Here is an 18,531-nt window from a genome sequence, read left to right on the forward strand (position 1 = left end):
AGTCATTTCTTATTAAGCGTTCTTCAGATCCTTTGTTTAACCTCTGATACTTCCAGCATAAAATTATGCAGATCGGTATTTTTCACAAACGGTTTCAACCACTCACTTCCCGGACCGAACATTGCCAGCTCAACATAATCTCCGGAGTGGTCCATACCAGCCCAGCCAATCGAAGTATAGGCTGTCTGAATCTGACCCAGTTCTTTGAACGGAAGTTTTTTAGGATTGTAAAGACCTTCTTCATTCAAAACCGTATAATGTTTCAACAAACTTTCTGCTTCGGCTTTTTTGATCGCATATCCCTGCGCCTCCTCTAGTCTTTCAATGACCTGATTAACCGTAGAATTTCTGTTTATCCCGTTCAAAACCCAGTCGTTGCTGTGTTTAAAATGATGCATATAATCGAAATTTTTCTCGGTCATCGATCCGGAAAACAATCCTGGATTGGCATTACCATGATCCGTCGTAATAATTACAAGCGTTTCTTTATCCTGATCGGCAAAGTCCATGGCCACTTTAATGGCATCGTCGAAAGCGATCTGATCATATAACAGACCCGCAGAATCATTGGAATGCGCAGCCCAGTCCACCTTTCCGCCTTCAACCTGCATCACGAAGCCTTTTTTATTTTTCTTTAATTTATCAATCGCATGTTTCGTCATTTCCGCCAAAGTCGGAACTTGTTCCAGTAGCGTTGCATCACTCTGGTGATCAACCGCAAAAGGCAACGCATTACCGGCAAAAACACCTAACAAAGGTTTCGTTTCCGAAGCAGAAAGATTGAATAACTCCTTCTTATTTTTTACAGTCACATAACCTGCTTCGTCAAACTTTTTATAAACATCGTCTTTGTCTTTCCGCTTTGCAGGATCAAAATAATCTTGTCCCCCACCCATCATCACGTCGAATTTCAACGGCAGATACTGCAGCGCTATATCATTCTGATCCCCACGTGATTTGTTATTGATACAAAAGCCGGCAGGTGTAGCGTGCGTGATCGGAACAGAAGTTACGCATCCAACTGATTTACCAGCTTCTTTGAATTTTTGTAAGATAGGTTTGTTAAAACTTCCGTCCGGGTTTGCGTTCAACGAGCCATTGTTAACACGAACGCCCCCGCCCCAGGCAGAACTAGATGCCGCTGAATCCGTAACAAAAGAATTTGCAGAAGCGGTATCCATCAAAGCCCGTTTTGCTTTATTATCAAGATACATTTGCATCCAGTGACTCTGACGACCTTCTTTTCTTTGTAACAAAAGGCTGGCCATATTCAAGGTGCCGGTGCTCATACCGTCGCTGACCATGAAAATAATATTTTTGGCCGTTGTGCCGCTCTTTCTGATAATGTTCGACTCTTCGGTTCCGGCAAAAACACCAAATGGTGAAAACAACGAACCTGCTACAACCGTGAGGGAGGAATTTCTAAAAAAATCTCTTCTTTTCATTTCAATGATCTGATCTGTTTTAACCGGGTTTTACAGTTTTCTGTAACCGACAAAATACAGATTCAACTATGAATTGAGGATGAGCTTAATTAGGTATTTTTATTAAATTTTATCGATTTACATTATCAAATTGTAAAAAAAATATTGAAGTAGAATTTCGTACCTGCATTATTTATAAACCAATTAAATATTTGAATTTTACCATATTCAAGACATTTCAGTTAACTTCACTTCCGACATATCACCTGAGCTCTTCAATGAAAAAAATACTTATTCCTGCCATTGCTTTACTTGCCGCATTTTCTATTTCCGCAAAACTTACGAACACAAATATTAAAAAAGCTTCCGATGTCGAATGGCCTGAATATCTAGGCGGACCTGACAGAAATCATTATTCAACGCTGAATCAGATCAACACTACGAATGTTGCGCAACTGACGAAAGCCTGGGAATTCCACTCCCTGGATTCTGGCCAGGTGCAGTGCAACCCGATTATTGTCAAAGGAATATTGTATGGCGTAACGGCCACAAACCAGGTTTTTGCCCTGGATGCCGCAACAGGAAAAGAAAAATGGAGATTTAAAGCTGGAAAAGGTGGCGGATTGAACACAAATCGCGGCGTTACCTATTGGAGCGGTGGAAACGAATCCAGAATTATGTTCGCTTATGACGCATGGCTGTATGCACTTGACGCACTAACCGGGCAACCTATCAAGTCTTTTGGAGAAGAAGGCCGCGTCAGTTTGAAAAAAGGATTGGGACCAACAGCGCAGGATAAATTTGTGATTTCCAATACCCCCGGAGCTTTGTATGGCGATCTGATCGTGATGCCGCTCCGGCTTTCGGAAGGGCCTGATGCAGCACCGGGAAATGTTCAGGCATTTAACGTGATCACTGGCGAGCTTGCCTGGGCATTTCATACGATCCCTCACCCGGGAGAATTTGGATACAATACCTGGCCAAAAGATGTTTACAAAAATACCGAAGTAGGCGCCGCGAACAATTGGGCTGGAATGGCTGTCGACAAGAAACGGGGCATCATTTATGTCCCGACCGGTTCTGCTGGCTTTGATTTTTATGGAGGAAACCGGGTGGGGAAAAATCTATTTGCGAATAGCCTGGTAGCATTAAATGCAAAAACAGGTAAGCGGATCTGGCATTTCCAGTTTGTTCACCATGACATTTGGGACCGCGATATTCCCGCACCGCCAAATCTTGTTACGTTAAAAAAAGGCGACAAGATCATCGATGCCGTTGCGCAGATAACCAAGCTTGGGTACGTTTATGTGTTTGACCGGGTGACGGGTATTCCTGTTTATCCAATTAAAGAAATTCCTGTTCCCAAAAGTGATGTACCGGGAGAAATGGCCTGGCCAACGCAGCCAGTGCCTACTTTGCCAGCACCGTATGCCCGACAAACGGTGACCGATGCCGATATAAATCCGCACGCAGAAAACCGGGATTCCTTATTAACGATACTTCGCAAAGCAAAAAAAGGACTTTATCAACCATTTGGAGAAACGCCAACCCTGCTGCTTCCCGGTTTTGACGGAGGCGCGGAATGGGGAGGCGCTGCTGTCGATCCGGACGGAATAATGTACGTCAACGCAAATGAAATGCCATGGATTGCCAGTCTGAGCCCTACACCAAAGGAAGATGAACTTTCTCATTTGAGTCCCGGTCAACGCGTTTATACTTTAAATTGCGTTGTATGCCATGGAGCGGAAAGAAAGGGAAATCCAAAAAGTGGTTATCCGTCTCTTGTCGATATCGGGCAGCGCCGTGACCGCGATTTTGTTTCTAAATTGATAACGAGTGGAAAGGGTATGATGCCTGGTTTCACGAGCATAACCGGAGAAGAAAAACAGGCGCTGGTGAATTTTCTTTTTGGAGATGAAAAAGTGGAAGTTACCACCAGTACAAAAGGGAAAAAAGCACCGGTGGTGCCTTACAAATTCAATGGTTATAATAAATTTCTGGATAGCAAAGGATATCCGGCAATTAGTCCTCCATGGGGTACGTTGACAGCCATTGATCTTAACACCGGAAAACATGTCTGGCAAAAAACGTTGGGAGAATTTAAAGAATTAACGGCGAAGGGAATAGCTCCCACAGGTACGGAAAATTATGGCGGACCGGTTGTTACCGCTGGCGGAATATTATTTATAGCTGCTACAAAAGATGGAATGTTCCGCGCTTTTGACAAGAAAACGGGCAAGCTTTTATGGCAAACAGAGTTGCCAGCTGCTGGATTCGCAACGCCAAGCACGTATGAAGTTAATGGGAAACAGTTCGTGGTTGTTGCCTGTGGCGGAACAAAATTAGGCACCAGGAAAGGCGATAGTTATGTGGCATTCGCGTTGCCTTGATTAGTTATTCTTTGATTTAAATTCAACGACAGTATTATATCACCCTTTCAGGGTTTTGGTCAGATCACTTATTCGTGTTTGCTATAATACTATCATCCCGTTGGGATTTTTGTGATGGAGGTTTCAACCGGAACAATCCCGAAGAGATTTTCGGTCTGATTAATTATTCGTGTTTGCTATAATACTATCATCCCGTTGGGATTTTTGTGATGGAGGTTTCAACCGGAACAATTCCGAAGAGGTTTTCGGTCTGATCAATTTATCGTGTTTGCTATAATACTATCATCCCGTCGGGATTTTTGTGATGGAGGTTTCAACCGGAACAATCCCGAAGAGATTTTCGGTCTGATCAATTAATCGTGTTTGCTATAATACTATCATCCCGTCGGGATTTTTGTGATGGAGGTTTCAACCGGAACAATCCCGAAGAGATTTTCGGTCTGATCAATTTATCGTGTTTTCTATAATACTATCATCCCGTTAGTTTTTTTTGATCGTGGTTAAAACCAGAATAATCCCGAAGATGATGTGGTTGTTGTAGAACATACCTACGAATTATTTACGATCCGACATTTCCCAGGAAACAATCCCGAAGGGATGAAAGTATTGTAGAAATTTGAGTAACCTCAGAACAGACCAGCCCCATCGGGGCGACAATATCTATTATTCAATAAATATGATATCGACGAAATTTTAAATAATTGTCAGCCTTTCGCGCTTGTAAGCTTTCAACGCTCCGCTATCAGCCTCCAACTCTGTGATCAGATAATTTATTTCATCAAGGTCGCAAACTCTTAATCGCTGAACTGAATCCAGTTTTTCGGAAATGGTTAATATCGCCGTCTGTTTAGAAGCTTTCATCATCGCGCGTTTCACCTGCACCGTTTCCATATCCGAATCCGTAATTCCTTCATTGAAATTGATGCCGTTTGCACCTAAAACGCATAAATCCGCATGAATATCGGCAAAACGACTGATAACCTCTCCTCCTGAACTAATTTGTGAAGTTTTTGCGATGGTTCCGCCGATGAAAATAACCGTCGCTTTTGAATGATCACAAAGCTGCAAAGCCGTTAACAAACTGACTGTAAAAAAAGTAGCAGTAGTATCCAGAGGAATATGCCGGATCAGTTCGCTGACGGTTGTTCCACCACCAATGACTACAAACATATCGTTTTTGATCAATTGAGATGCTTTTTGAGCAATGACCTGCTTGGCAGAAGAAGCATAGGCCTCAACAGTCGGATAGTTAAACTGATACGACTTGGACAATGCCCCCCCGTGAACTTTTACAAGTTTCCCGGCATCTGCCAGCTCGTTTAAATCCCTGCGGATCGTATCCTCAGAAACATTCAAAGAGACACTTAAATCGGAAGAAAGTGCACGGTTATGCAGGTTTATCTCCTTCATAATAAGCATTTGGCGCTCTTTCTTCATCATGGAGGTCAAAGATTGAATCATAGGTATTTTCAGAATAAATTCTACAATAATCAGTTATTACAGTCTAAAATTTTAAACAAAAGTATATTTTAAAAATTATCTACGGTGTTTTAAGAAAATATTATTGTTAAAATCTATATATGCTATTGATATTTGAAAACAGTATGCAGATATTTGTCGGAATCATTGCGTGTTTATGAGCTTTTCTGTCATCCTCTAAAAAAAGTCACTTATGAGAAAAAAGATTTATTTGCCTATACACTTCCTGCGGTGCATATCCGCCATGGCAGTGGTATTGATAATTTCCCTGGAAGCTTTTGCGCAATCTTACGCTATCAAGGGAAAGGTTTCCGACGGAAGTGGCCAGGGTGTACCTGGGGTATCTGTTTTGATTAAAGGAACAGTAATCGGAACGGTTACAGATGTTGAAGGCACCTACTCTCTGAATTCTGATTTGAAACCTGGAAATTATTCGCTGGATTTTTCATCCATAGGTTATGCTCCGGTAAGTCAGACTGTAACGCTTGGAAATCAGACTTCGTTAGTTGTTGATGTCACTGTTAAAGAAACAATCGCGCAGCTGGATGAAGTCGTAGTAACTGGTTCAACCATTAAAACAACCCGGCGACAACTTGGTAACGCCATCAATTCGATCAGCTCGAAAGAGTTGGCTAACTCCGGATCTGCCAATTTATTTTCTGCGCTACAAGGTAAAGTACCGGGTGCACAGATCACACAAAATTCCGGAGATCCATCCGGCGGGATGACCATTCGTTTACGCGGTATCAAGTCTTTACAGGGAAATTCTGATCCGTTGTATGTTATTGACGGGGTCATTTTAAGTAACGCTTCTATCAATGTTTCGCAGTATGCCCTATCTGATCAGGTGGGTTCAGCAGTGGTTGGAAGTAACCGGATGTCAGATATCAACCCAGCCGATATTGAATCGATGAATATTATCAACGGAGCTGCTGCTGCGGCTCAATACGGTTCCAGAGCATCCAATGGTGTTGTTTTGATTACCACGAAACGCGGAAAAAGCGGAGCACCACAGATCAATTTCTCCACAAGCGTAAATGTAAATGAACTTCGTAAAAGATTAAAAATCAGCACCTACGGCAAACAATTCGGATTTGCTGCTCTTCGACTAGGCACGATTACAGGTTTAAGCGCGGCTCAGATTTCAGCCAATCCGGGTGTAACCACTACGCCGGTTACGCGTGATGGTGTGACGGCAAATCTGGCTACAAACCTTGTTGATGTAAATCGTTATGATTATCAGGATGAGATTTTCAGGACTGGTTACGGCACAGATAACGCGCTCTCGATCAGCGGAGGAAATGAGAAAACACAATATTATGCTTCGCTTTCCTATATGAAAAATCAGGGTATTGTCGAAGGAACGGATTTTCAGCGTTATGGACTTCGTGTTCGTTTGGAACAAAGGTTGGCGAGCTGGGCAAAACTTTCTGCCGGGGTTACTTACAACAATAGTTTTTCAAATGAAAAGCCGAACGGAAACGTCTTTTACAGCCCTATCAACTCGATTAATATCACCAACAATATTTACGATATCACAAAACGGGATGCACAGGGAAATCTGTTAGGCGTGGAACCGACGCGTGTCAATCCGCTGACCACGATCGAAGAAATGAAATTTACGCAGGCGGTTAACAGGACTGTAAATGATATACAACTAAATCTGACGCCACTGAAAGGCCTTAATATTGACTGGGTTTTTGGTATTGATGTATTTTCCCAGTTGGGAAAAAACCTGATTCCTCCGTATCCGTATGGAACCTCATCAGGGCTACCGGCTGAACGTTATCCAAAAGGGTTTGCTGCGAATGTGAATGCAAATACGTTTTTATACAACAACGATATCAACATTTCCTACGAGCGTGAACTTTCGCCGGATTTCAAATTAAGTGTGGCGGCAGGGACCAGTTATCAAAACAGCAAAACAGACATTTCAGCTTCCAACGGACAGAATCTTGCTCCTTCATTTGAAACAGTGAACGGGGCCGCGAGTACGACCGTGAAAGCTACCTACGGACTTGATCAGTGGGATTTGTTTGGGGTTTTCGGACAGGCAACTTTTGGCTATAAAAACCTAGCGTTCATTACCGGAGCGGTCAGAAGCGATCGTTCTTCCAAGTTTTCTTCTTCGGAAGCCAATCAGGTTTATCCTAAATTCAGTGCAAGTTTTATCCCTTCTGACTTAGGTTTCTGGGAAGAAAAGGGTATCGGGAAAGTGATTAACTCCGCGAAACTTCGCTACTCATGGGGTAAATCGGGTAACATGACTGGTATCGGTACTTACGACCGTTTCTGGCAATTTAATTCTGTTCCGTTTCTTGGACAGAACACCATTTTACCAAGTTCAACGCTGGCCAACGAACGTGTAAGACCGGAATTTATGACAGAAAATGAAGGAGGTATTGATTTTACTTTCCTGAAAAATAAATTGTCGCTGGGACTTACCGCTTATACGCAAAAAATCACGGATCTGGTTGTGAACCGCGTTTTGGCTCCGTCGTCTGGTGGAACGAGCATTATCAATAATGTGGGAGAAATGGAGAACAAAGGTTACGAAGTGAGCCTTGGATATACGCCAATTCAGACAAAAGATCTTACCTGGGATGTCAGTGTAATTTACAGCCAGAACCGCAATAAAATCACACAACTGGGAAGTCCGCTTGTGGCGTTGAACTCTGTAACCGGCGCTCCATCCTACCTTGTTCAAGGGCAGGCTGCCAGCGTATTTTACGGAACTTTCTTCGCACGCAATGAAGACGGATCGCAATTTTTGACAGCACAAGGCTTGCCGCAATCTCAAAAAGGTGTACAGTCAACGACCGATCCGCTTGCCTATACTGCGTCGCCCAAAAATAATGACGGACAATTCTCAACCAATACAACCGTTAGAAAAGTGATTGGAAATCCTAACCCAAAATGGACGGGTTCATTTGTGAGTAATCTGACTTACAAACGCTTCGGATTCCGCTTTTTGCTGGATGCGGTTCAGGGTGTTGACGTTTTCAATGCGGATCGCCGGACACGCCAGGGCGTTGGTATCGGGGATTATGCTGAAAGAGAATTAACAGGGGAATTGCAGCGCGGTTACGTTTATTCAATTTACAATACCGAGGAATGGAGAATCGATGACGCTTCTTTTGTAAAACTTCGTGAAATCAGCCTTTCTTACACACTGCCGAATGTGATCAAAAATGTGCGTAATATCAACGTTGCACTTTCCGGCCGTAACCTGATTTCGTGGGATAATTACGACGGCTTTGATCCTGAAACAAATGCGGGCGGCAACAGCGATTTATTACGTGGAGTGGACTTTGGTAACGTACCAATTCCTCGTACTTATCAGGTCAAAATATCGGCTAGTTTCTAATCCCACTCTATTCAATTTTCGATATGAAAAAATCACTTATATATTCAATGCTTGCAGCCGGGATGCTTACGGTTTCTTCCTGCGAACAAAAGGAATTTCTTAATCCAAGTTCAGCCAGCGAAACGCAGGTAGTAACGGATGTTTACGGATTAATTTCGTTAGCTAACGGATTACAGTACCGCTACTCGGTCGGCGCTGCCGGCGTAACCTATACCATGATTTCGGCAAACGGACTTACAACAAAAGAACTTTTGGTGCTGAATGCCGGAAATACCGACTTGGACCTGTTGGGAAAAGGATCGGGAAATGTGCAGGGAAACAATGCGATCATTTCAAACTTGTGGGCGCAAAGCCATTTGACAAAATCAAATGCTGACATTATTCTTAAAAATATTGAGGTTGCCGCCGATCCTGCTTTGAGAAGCGGATTGACAGCTTATGCCTCTATTTTTCGTGCATTGTCTTTGGGTGCGCTAGGTGAATTCTGGCAACAGGCACCTATCGGAACTGCAACCAACATCACCTTTAACACACGTGAAGAGGTTTTAAAAGAAGCCGTAGCAACCTTGGAGACTGCAGCAACGACCATTGCCGCAACCGCGCCATCTGCGGATTTTACAACCCGCGTTGTCAACAGCATTGATATGCCCAATACAATTCAGGCTTTAATTGCTCGTTACAGCCTGATGCTTGGTGAATATGATAAGGCACTTGCCGCGGCCAACAAAGTTGATCTGACTAAAAAGTCGGCATTTAACTTCGATGATGTGAGCCAGAATCCGATTTTCTTCAGTTCATTTGGCAACAGGAATGTTACTGAACCTGTAAATACGGCTTTGGGAATGCCCGATGCGCTGAAACCGGAAGCAGCAGACAAACGTGTTAACTTCTACACGCAAACCGCCGCTCCGACAAGGAATCTCGGAACCGGCTTTTTCACTTCCAACACGGCTCAAATCCCGGTTTATCTTCCGGGTGAGATCACATTGATCAAAGCCGAAATATTGGCCAGACAAGGATCAATCGACGCTGCCGTCACTGAGCTTGACAAGGTACGCACAAAAACGACGGACGTCTGGGGAATTGGAGCGGCATTGCCTGCATACTCCGGCGCGAGAGACGCAACTTCGGTTCTTACCGAAATATATAAAAACCGGGGAATTGAGCTATTCATGTCCGGTTTAAAACTGGAAGATAGCCGCCGATTCGGTCGTCCGGCATCGGAACGAAACCGAGACTGGTATCCTTATCCAACGAATGAACGCCAGAATAACACCAACACGCCGGCAGATCCGGCTAATTAAAATTTAGCTGGTAATTTAAAAAAGGCAGAAGCCGGAATTCTTTTCCGTTTCTGCCTTTTTTGTTTCTGGCTTGCGCCAGTTTTGATTTCAGACGGTTTACTAATTATTGGACCGTTAAACGAAGGTAATTTTATTTTCATGGCTAATAGATTATAGGTTGTCTTTGGTGGAAATCGTGGTCCCGATAATGATCAGGACCACGATTGAATTACCTAGCAACCTATCCAGTATGATTCGTAAATGAAATCTAATGGACTTCTAAACCTAAAAAATCAATGCCAGGATGTAAATATCTGACTATAAGATTATTAAGAGAAATAAAAAACGAAAACTGTGCGATTTTGAACGTTTGGTGTTCGGTTTCGAATAGAAGGAGAATTTGGCTTACCTAAACATATGGATAATAAAAATGTGGATACGTCAGACAACTTTGCCTTACTATCAACGCATTTATACGTTTTTCTCTTTACGCCAGCCAGAAATGGAAGGAAATATTCTCACAGAATTTTGATCAAAAAAATAAACTAAGTCACAAACTGAATCGCTCTTAATTATTTAACGACTTAACAGGATTTCTCAAAGCAGCAGATACGGACCTATAACCGACAGTTACCACTGCAATAAAAAGCGTCACTGCAAAAGCAGCCAGAAAAATCCCAACTCCGAACTCGGCTTTGTACTGGAACTCGTGCAACCAGCCACGCATCACCCACCAGGCTAAGGGGGAAGCAATAACGAAAGCAATCAATAATAACCGCACGAATTCCTTTCCGAATATCCAGATAATGTTTCCGATGCTCGCTCCCAGGACTTTTCTTACACCAATTTCTTTCGTCTTTTGTGTGGCCATGAACGATACTAAACCATATAATCCCAGGCAGCCAATAAAAATCGAGATAGCGGCAAAGGCCTGGATCAATTGCAGCATAAGATTATCCAACTGATAAAATTTAGCAATCCGGTCATCAAGAAATTCGGATTTATAAACATATTCCGGGTAGGTCTCGCTCCAAAGCTTCTCAATGGATTCCAGTGTCGGAATCATACTTTGCGCATTAATGTTCACCGCAAAATTCTGATAATCCTGATGGCGCGAAACAATACAAACAGGCACAATGCTCTGACGGAACGAGCTGTTATGAAAGTCTTTGACCACACCAACAATTGTCACAAAACGTCTTCCGCCATCCACACTCAGCTTTTTACCGATGATATCTTCTGATGATTTTAGTTTGAGCTTTTTGACCATCATCTCATTCACCAGAAATTCCCGGACAGTATCCGACGGAACAATGTTGCGGCCGGCAATTATTTTCAGTCCAAAAGTCGGAACATATTGGTCATCAGCATATTTTAGATTGATTGAAAACAATTCTTCCTCCTGCCGAGAGTCGAACTTTACTTTAGTGCTATTTTCTGACTCTGATGCCGGAGCCGCTAAACAGAACGTGGTGTTTTCCACACCAGGAAGCTGTGAAATCCTTGCCCTTAAAGTACTCATTTTTGAAATGCTATTATCAGGAACAGGCAACATAATAATCGCATCTTTCTTAAAACCAAGATCCGTTTTTTGAGAAAAACGGATCTGATTTGCGATGACTATTGTCCCAATGATCAGGATTTGTGATATGGCGAACTGCGCCACCACCAGCCCGCTTCGCAGTGTAAAACCTCCCACATTTTTTTGTGAAAGCTTTCCTTTCAAAGCTGCTATTGGCTGAAAACCTGCCAGGATCAAACCTGGATATGAACCAGAACAAAATGTAACGATTAAAGTCAGACCTGTCAAAAATACTAACAAATAAATGTCCGATAGGATAGAAATGGCCAGCTGCGACTCAAATAGCGTATTGACGTAAGGCAGAATCGCGTAACACAGGATCAGGGCGATGCCAACAGCAAAGCCTGTTATCAGCGCTGTTTCGGCAATAAATTGCCAGAACAGCTGCGATTTTCTGCTACCTAAAACCTTTCTCACCCCGATTTCCTTTGATCTGCTCAGTGCTTGGGCAGTTGCAAGATTAATGAAGTTGACGCAGGCGGTCACAATTAAGAAAATACCAATGAACGCCAGCGCCCAAAGATTTTTCTTTTCCATATAACCTCCCAGCTCCGAATTAAAATGAATGTCTGATAATGGTTGCAGTTTAAACTGAAAAGTAACTGCATCTTTGGGACTGTAATATTTTTTGGAAATCGCCGGAAGCGCTTTTTCGACAATATCTTTCGTGATCCCTTCTTTTAATAAGACAAAACATTGTGAGCCGGAGTAAACCCCTCCCCAACTATCTCCGGCGAGCCAGGCATTTTCATCTTTAAGGTTTTCATACGAAAGGTACATTTCCTGAAGACGATCTGTCGTAACTGGAAAATCTTTTAAAATTCCGGTAACCTTATAATTAGTACCATTGTTGACCCTGATCGTCTGGCCGATGGCGTTTGATTTTCCGAAATATTTAATCGCAAGTTTTTCTGTTAGAATCGCTGAATTCGGATTCGCCAAAACAGTTTTTTTATCTCCTTCCAAAAGAGGAAAATTCATGATTTCAAAAAATTCAGGCTCGGCATAGGCCAACCCCTCTTTCTCTTCAAATTTCAAATGATCTTTTGAATTTGGCAATGAAATAAGCTGGTGATCATAGGTAACTACCCGAGCTGTTTTTTCTGAAAAAGCAAAGTCGTTACGAAACGCTTTCCCCAGCGGAGACGGGACGCCATTTTCCTGAACAATTGTTTCCTCATGGAATTCGGTGATCAGCCGGTAAATTCTGTCGCTTTTTGTGTGAAAATTATCAAAACTTAAATGATATCGAACAAGCATAAAAATCAGAATAGCGCAGGTTATCCCCAACGCCAATCCGCATACATTTATGAAGGTATAAGCCTTGCTGCGCTGCAAGTTTCGATATGCAATTTTAAAATAATTTTTCAGCATGACTTTCTAATGCATTTAAGGTTTCCCGGACATTTTTATTTATTACTGATTTTAAGATTGGCAAAATCTCCGCTTGCTTCGTGTCCAACCCAAAATCCAATTTTTCCATTTCCCTGGTTACTCAACTGCCGGACAACCAAACTTGGCTCGTCGGAATGTTCGACAAAAACTTTCACTTCTTTTTCTTCAATCACCATTTTCACATGAAACCACTCATCAGGTTCCGGTACAGGATTTACCGGTTTTTCATACTTATTCGGATATTCTTTTCTTAGTTTTGGCCAGTCATTTTCCGGTAATGAAATGTATTGCACTGAATGATTTTTCCGCTCTAAGTCAGTCGATCTGAAATTAAATGGCCGGAAATAAACAGCGTCATACCTCGTATCATCAGTTCCGTGAAAAGCAAAACCGACAAAACTTTTCTGCATTACATTTCTGCCTTTCAAATCAAATTCGATTGTTCCTTCTGAAAAGACAATTCCGTCGAGCCAGGCGATACCGGCATCCGGCTTTTCATCCAGATGAATGACATTTTTCCTTTCTCCGGATTCTGTTAAAGATGCTGTCCGGTTAAAGGTTTTTATAGACCCGGACTTAAACATTTTCGCCAGGTCAGGCTTCAAAATGGTTTGCGCTTGAAGCGGAAATCCCGTATGTAAAAAAATGAGAAGTGATAACTGTTTAATCAAAATGAAATTTTTCATAGACGGTTTTTAATCGGATTTTAAAGATTTAACAGGATTCGCAAGTGCCGCTTTGATCCCTTGGAAGACAATGGTAAATAAAGCAATCAAGATGGATATGCCTCCTGCGACAGCGAAAATCCACCAGGAAATATCAATACGGTAAGCAAAATCGCTTAACCAGATTTTCATAAAATAGTAAGTAACCGGACTTGCAACCAAAATTGCGATGATAATCAGCAGCAGAAAATCTTTTGATAACAAGGCGATAATACTGGCAACGGAAGCACCAAGCACTTTCCTGATACCAATCTCCTTATTACGATTTTCAACAGTAAATGTAGCCAGTCCAAACAATCCAAGACAGGCGATTACAAGTGCCCAGACCGATGCAGTTGTAAAAATCTGGCTGTACTGTTTTTCGGAAGTATATTGTTTATTGAAGTTTTCGTCAACGAAAAAATATTCGAACGGATTTTCTGTAAAATAGTTTTTATAAATCTTTTCAAGCCTGGCAATTTTTTCCTGCATATTATACGCAGTCAGACTGATTGTAATATACTGGCTGCTATTTTGAGGGTAAAAAATGATTGGATCAATCGCTCTTTGCAGGCCTGTATGATGGTAATCTTTCACGACACCAATGATTTCAAGATAACGCTCATCCCATTTTATTTTGGTTTTCAAAGCATCATCCGCCGACTCAAATCCAAGCTGCTGAATGGCTTTTTCATTCATGATCACTTTTGAATTTTTATTCCATTCTATGTTGGTTTCCGCCGGCGTAAAATTTCTTCCAGCTTTGAGTTTCAGATCATAAACATTCAGATAACGGTCGCCGATGATTGTGAATGCATATGAAGCCAGTTCATCACCGGCTTTGGAGCCAGGCTGAGTAAATCCGGATGTGTTGAAATTGTAAAAACTGCCAGGCACACTTCCTGAGAGCGCATAATCTTTTACAAAACTTTGCGAACCGATCTCATTCCAAAACGCAGCTTTACGAACCTTAAATGTACTATCTTTCCCAATTTCCGGTCCGCGGATCACGAGCAGCTGACTGGTTTTCACCCCAAGGTTTTCATTCTGCATATATTTCAGCTGACTGTAAATCACGATGGTGACCAGCATCAAAGCAATGGAAATACTGAATTGAGAAACGACAAGCGATTTCCTTAAAAAAGCTCCTTGTGACGTTTTTGTCAATTTCCCTTTCAGGACCTTCACCGGATTAAAATTGGATAGAGCATAAGCCGTGTAAACTCCCGACGCCAGCATTCCGATCAGAAAAACGCCCAAACCAATAATCCAGACCGGCGAATATCCCAGCACTTCAAGTGAAAGATTTTTTCCAATCAATTGATTGAAAAACGGTTGAAGTATATAGACAAGCAGAATAGCAACGGTGAAACTTAAAAAATTCACCAAAGCGGATTCCCCTAAAAATTGACCAATAAGATTCCTCGGCGTGGCTCCTATTACCTTTCTTACACCCACTTCACTGGCACGTATCAGCGAATTTGCTGTTGATAGATTGATATAATTAAACCATGCAATCAATAAAATCAAAACTGCAATCGCGCCAAGGGTGTAGACATACTTGACATTACCTGAGGTTTGATAGGTATCACTTAAATTTTCAGCTAAATGAATATTGGCGGCTGGCTGCAAACGGAATTGAATGCCGTCTTTATCTGTCTGGTTTTCCTCCCTGAATCTGGAAAGTTTTTGTTCCAGCGACTTGTAATCTGCTCCTTTATCTAATAAGAAAAAAGTGTTAATATACTGATTGTCATCGTTATTCAAATTCGCCCAGTCATTTCCATTCAGATTTGCCGGATTTTCCAGCGTTTTCAACGAAAATACCATATCCAGATTAATATCCGAATTTTCAGGCGATTCGTAAACACCTTCAACCGAATAGGATAAAGTACCAAACTGGTTGGAAAGTGTCAGTACTTTGCCAATCGGATCTGTTTTGCCAAAATATTTATCAGCTATTTTATCTGTTATAAATACGATTTTAGGTTGGTTCAGTGATTTTTTATCCCCTTTTAAAACCGGAAAACTGAAAAAGTCGAAGAAATTCCCATCAGCATATCCAATGTTATTTTCCCGGAAAGATTCTGCTTTGTTACCTTCTGTTTTAACGATCCCTTTGGCTATATCATCTGCAAAGCGGCAATAATCCTTAATCTCACTAAAATTCTGCTTCGCCTTTGTTGCCCAGGCAGGTTCCACTTCCGCCCAGGTATTTCCCTTATTATCCAGATTGATCAGCCGGTACATTTCCGGCAGATTCTTATGGAAGTGATTTACACTTTTTTCAAAACTCACATATTCAAGAATTAGCAAAAACGCCGCGATGCCCATTGCCAGACCGGCAATGTTGACCAAGCTGTATACCTTGTTCCGAAACAAATTCCGGAAAGCAATTTTTAAATAATTCCTGATCATGATCTGTTAGGTTAAGTCGGGGAAAACACATTTTTATTCTGATTTCAAGGATTTTACCGGATTAGTCATCGCGGCTTTTATCGCTTGCGAACTCACGGTCAATAGGGCGATGGCTATGGCAAGAACACCGGCAAGAACGAACATCCACCATTCGATGGTAATGCTATAAGCGAAATCCTGCAACCATTTTGACATCACATACCAGGTCAGCGGCGTTGCGATAACTAACGAAATAAGCACCAGTTTCATAAAATCGCCGGAAAGCAGGGCGACAATACTCGTAACAGAAGCGCCCAAAACTTTCCGCACGCCAATCTCCTTAATTCGTTGCTGGGCAGCAAAAGCAGCCAGACCGAACAATCCGAGGCAAGAAATTAGAATGGAAATGATGGTGAAAGAATTTACGATCCGCGAAGTTCGCGCGTCGGCTGCATAATTACTTTGAAAATCATCATTCAAAAAACTATAAGAAAATGGCTCGTCCGGAACCAGCTCTTTCCATTTTGCTCCCATGAATGGCAAAACGTTGTCCACATCTTTGGTACTGACATGTGCAACCATGTAATTGAAATTATCTGCGTTCAGGAAAAACGCATAGGGCTGAATGACCTTGTGCAAGTCTTCAAAATGAAAATCCTTGACAACACCGATGATTTCCAATGACCCGATCGTATTTTCATTCATATTAAAATTCAACTTTTGGCCAACCGATTTATCCAATGGAATACCAAATTTCCGAAGTGTGGCTTCATTCACGACGATTTTAAGATTGGTATCTGCGGGAAAATCAGCAGAAAACATTCTTCCCGCAGCCAGCTTGAAATCCATGGTTTTCATAAAATCGGCAGCGACGCCATTGGTTTTTATCAAACCGTCATCCTTGACGCTTTGTCCGGGCAAAAACACCGACATATCACTTGGATTGAGAATTCCCGGATAGTAAGATGTCCCGGAAGCGGCAGAAATCTGGTTGTTTTGAAGAATTTCGTTTCGCAAGGCAGTGTATGCTTTTCTGGCTTCTTCGCTGCGTAGAGGAATTACTATCTGCTGATCCTTAGCAAAACCAAGCGGCTGATCTTTCATAAACTTAATTTGTCCCTGAATAACCATTGTCGCCACAACCAGACCGATTGAAATAACAAATTGAAAAACGACCAGTCCGCGACGCAGAGTTGTGGCGGAGACGGAATTGACGAATTTTCCTTTAATCACATCCAGCGGATTAAAAACTGATAAATAAAATGCAGGATAACTACCCGACAAAAGTCCGGTTACAAATGCGAGCGCAACAAAAGCAGCCACTATTTCTGGTTTAAACAATTCAGAAATATTCAGCGATTTGTCAGATAGCTGGTTAAAAAACGGAAGCAGGATGGCTACTGAAGCAATGGCAAGAATGAGTGCCAGAAATGTCAAAACCATCGATTCCGCCAGGAACTGACCGATTAATCCGCCCCGTCCGGCTCCCATAACCTTACGGATACCGACTTCCGCAGCGCGTTTTGCGGAACGTGCCGTTGCAAGATTCATAAAATTGATGCAGGCGATCAGCAAAGTAAACAAAGCGATCGATGCCAACACATAAAGGTAAGTGGTACTCGTTGTCGGCCCGACAATTCGGTCGATCAGGCTGAAAAGGTGAATATCTTTTACCGGCAACAGAAACAACTTTTTCTCAAAACCAGCAATTTTCAAATCTTTTCTGGCATATTTTTCGATGAAAGAAGGGAGTTTTGCACTGAATTTTTCTGCGCTGGTTCCTGGTTTAAGTCGTAGATAAGTGTAGAACATATTATTGTTCGTAAAATCAATATCTGACTGTCTAAGATAATCACCAACCCAGCCTGAGTGAATGGAAACGAAATAATTGGCGTCGATATGAGAACGGGCCGCTTCATTATGGTATACGCCAGTCACTTTAAAATCTTCATTATTTCCTGATCTCCCACCAATCCTGATCGTTTTATTCAGAGCCGGCTCATCACCAAATAATTTGTGAGCAACTTCTTCCGATAAAACCACTGAATGCGGATCGTTCAGCGAAGTTTTGGGATCGCCTTCTATAAATTTATACGTAAAAACATCGAAAAAAGTGGAATCTACATGAATACCTTTCGTTTCATAAAACGACCTTTCCTGTTTTCCCGGCTGGGATGTTTTTAGTAAGGTTTTGTTTTCAAGAAAGTTTTGCCATAACCGCGTAACCTGCACTACCTCCGGAAATTCTGCCTTTACAGCCTGTGCATAAGGCGCCGGAGCCCTTGGGTTATCCATTTTTTCACCGTTGGACTGGACGTTCTCACTACGCAGAAGGTATAAATCATCGGCATGTTCCTGATGTTTATCGAACGATGTTTCGCTGAGGATATACAGCAAAAGCAACATGCAGCACGTCATTCCGACGGAAAGGCCAAATACGTTAATCGCAGAAAAAAGCTTGCTCGAAAGCAGGTTCCGCCAGGCTATTTTGAGATAATTTTTAAACATTT

The 18,531-nt window shown here is 42.1% G+C and carries 9 protein-coding genes; 3 read left to right on the plus strand and 6 right to left on the minus strand.

Annotated elements, in window-relative coordinates:
- Nucleotides 1-23 precede the first annotated feature (23 nt).
- A complete protein-coding gene (locus AC1XUO_RS01760; RefSeq protein WP_483328035.1) occupies nucleotides 24-1,445 on the minus strand; it encodes an alkaline phosphatase in 1,422 nt (473 codons plus the stop codon).
- Nucleotides 1,446-1,702: 257 nt separating this feature from the next.
- On the opposite strand from AC1XUO_RS01760, the gene AC1XUO_RS01765 reads away from it, so the two are divergent.
- The gene (locus tag AC1XUO_RS01765) at nucleotides 1,703-3,814 is read left to right on the plus strand and encodes an outer membrane protein assembly factor BamB family protein (protein WP_483328036.1); all 2,112 of its coding nucleotides are present in this window, start codon (nucleotides 1,703-1,705) and stop codon (nucleotides 3,812-3,814) included.
- Nucleotides 3,815-4,507: 693 nt separating this feature from the next.
- Here the strand turns inward: AC1XUO_RS01765 and AC1XUO_RS01770 are convergent.
- Complete coding sequence (locus AC1XUO_RS01770; RefSeq protein WP_483328037.1) at nucleotides 4,508-5,275, minus strand: DeoR/GlpR family DNA-binding transcription regulator; 768 nt, start codon at nucleotides 5,273-5,275, stop codon at nucleotides 4,508-4,510.
- 211 nt (nucleotides 5,276-5,486) lie between these two features.
- Between AC1XUO_RS01770 and AC1XUO_RS01775 the strand changes: the two genes are divergently transcribed.
- Entirely contained in the window at nucleotides 5,487-8,660 is a 3,174-nt protein-coding gene (locus AC1XUO_RS01775) for a SusC/RagA family TonB-linked outer membrane protein (RefSeq protein WP_483328038.1), read from the plus strand.
- Between the two features lie 23 nt (nucleotides 8,661-8,683).
- The gene (locus tag AC1XUO_RS01780) at nucleotides 8,684-9,964 is read left to right on the plus strand and encodes a RagB/SusD family nutrient uptake outer membrane protein (protein ID WP_483328039.1); all 1,281 of its coding nucleotides are present in this window, start codon (nucleotides 8,684-8,686) and stop codon (nucleotides 9,962-9,964) included.
- A 547-nt stretch (nucleotides 9,965-10,511) separates the two neighbouring features.
- Here the strand turns inward: AC1XUO_RS01780 and AC1XUO_RS01785 are convergent.
- From AC1XUO_RS01785 to AC1XUO_RS01800, 4 genes are read right to left on the minus strand one after another with little or no spacing between them, the layout of a single operon-like run.
- Complete coding sequence (locus tag AC1XUO_RS01785) at nucleotides 10,512-12,899, minus strand: ABC transporter permease (protein WP_483328040.1); 2,388 nt, start codon at nucleotides 12,897-12,899, stop codon at nucleotides 10,512-10,514.
- Nucleotides 12,900-12,934: 35 nt separating this feature from the next.
- Nucleotides 12,935-13,606: a hypothetical protein gene (locus AC1XUO_RS01790; protein WP_483328041.1), complete on the minus strand. Its 672-nt coding sequence runs from the start codon at nucleotides 13,604-13,606 to the stop codon at nucleotides 12,935-12,937.
- Between the two features lie 9 nt (nucleotides 13,607-13,615).
- Complete coding sequence (locus AC1XUO_RS01795; protein WP_483328042.1) at nucleotides 13,616-16,042, minus strand: ABC transporter permease; 2,427 nt, start codon at nucleotides 16,040-16,042, stop codon at nucleotides 13,616-13,618.
- Between the two features lie 33 nt (nucleotides 16,043-16,075).
- Nucleotides 16,076-18,529 carry an ABC transporter permease gene (locus AC1XUO_RS01800; RefSeq protein ID WP_483328043.1) on the minus strand — a complete coding sequence of 818 codons (2,454 nt, stop codon included), beginning with the start codon at nucleotides 18,527-18,529 and terminating at the stop codon, nucleotides 16,076-16,078.
- Nucleotides 18,530-18,531: the final 2 nt, after the last annotated feature.

It is taken from the genome of Dyadobacter sp. HNCC25DJ186, from assembly GCF_056895235.1.

What these genes read in the sequence shown, in the direction of transcription:
- AC1XUO_RS01765 (WP_483328036.1), top strand. Translation starts at nt 1,703, where the DNA reads ATGAAAAAAATACTTATTCCTGCCATTGCTTTACTTGCCGCATTTTCT.
- AC1XUO_RS01785 (WP_483328040.1), bottom strand. Translation starts at nt 12,899, where the DNA reads ATGCTGAAAAATTATTTTAAAATTGCATATCGAAACTTGCAGCGCAGC.
- AC1XUO_RS01780 (WP_483328039.1), top strand. Translation starts at nt 8,684, where the DNA reads ATGAAAAAATCACTTATATATTCAATGCTTGCAGCCGGGATGCTTACG.
- AC1XUO_RS01795 (WP_483328042.1), bottom strand. Translation starts at nt 16,042, where the DNA reads ATGATCAGGAATTATTTAAAAATTGCTTTCCGGAATTTGTTTCGGAAC.
- AC1XUO_RS01800 (WP_483328043.1), bottom strand. Translation starts at nt 18,529, where the DNA reads ATGTTTAAAAATTATCTCAAAATAGCCTGGCGGAACCTGCTTTCGAGC.
- AC1XUO_RS01770 (WP_483328037.1), bottom strand. Translation starts at nt 5,275, where the DNA reads ATGATTCAATCTTTGACCTCCATGATGAAGAAAGAGCGCCAAATGCTT.
- AC1XUO_RS01790 (WP_483328041.1), bottom strand. Translation starts at nt 13,606, where the DNA reads ATGAAAAATTTCATTTTGATTAAACAGTTATCACTTCTCATTTTTTTA.
- AC1XUO_RS01760 (WP_483328035.1), bottom strand. Translation starts at nt 1,445, where the DNA reads ATGAAAAGAAGAGATTTTTTTAGAAATTCCTCCCTCACGGTTGTAGCA.
- AC1XUO_RS01775 (WP_483328038.1), top strand. Translation starts at nt 5,487, where the DNA reads ATGAGAAAAAAGATTTATTTGCCTATACACTTCCTGCGGTGCATATCC.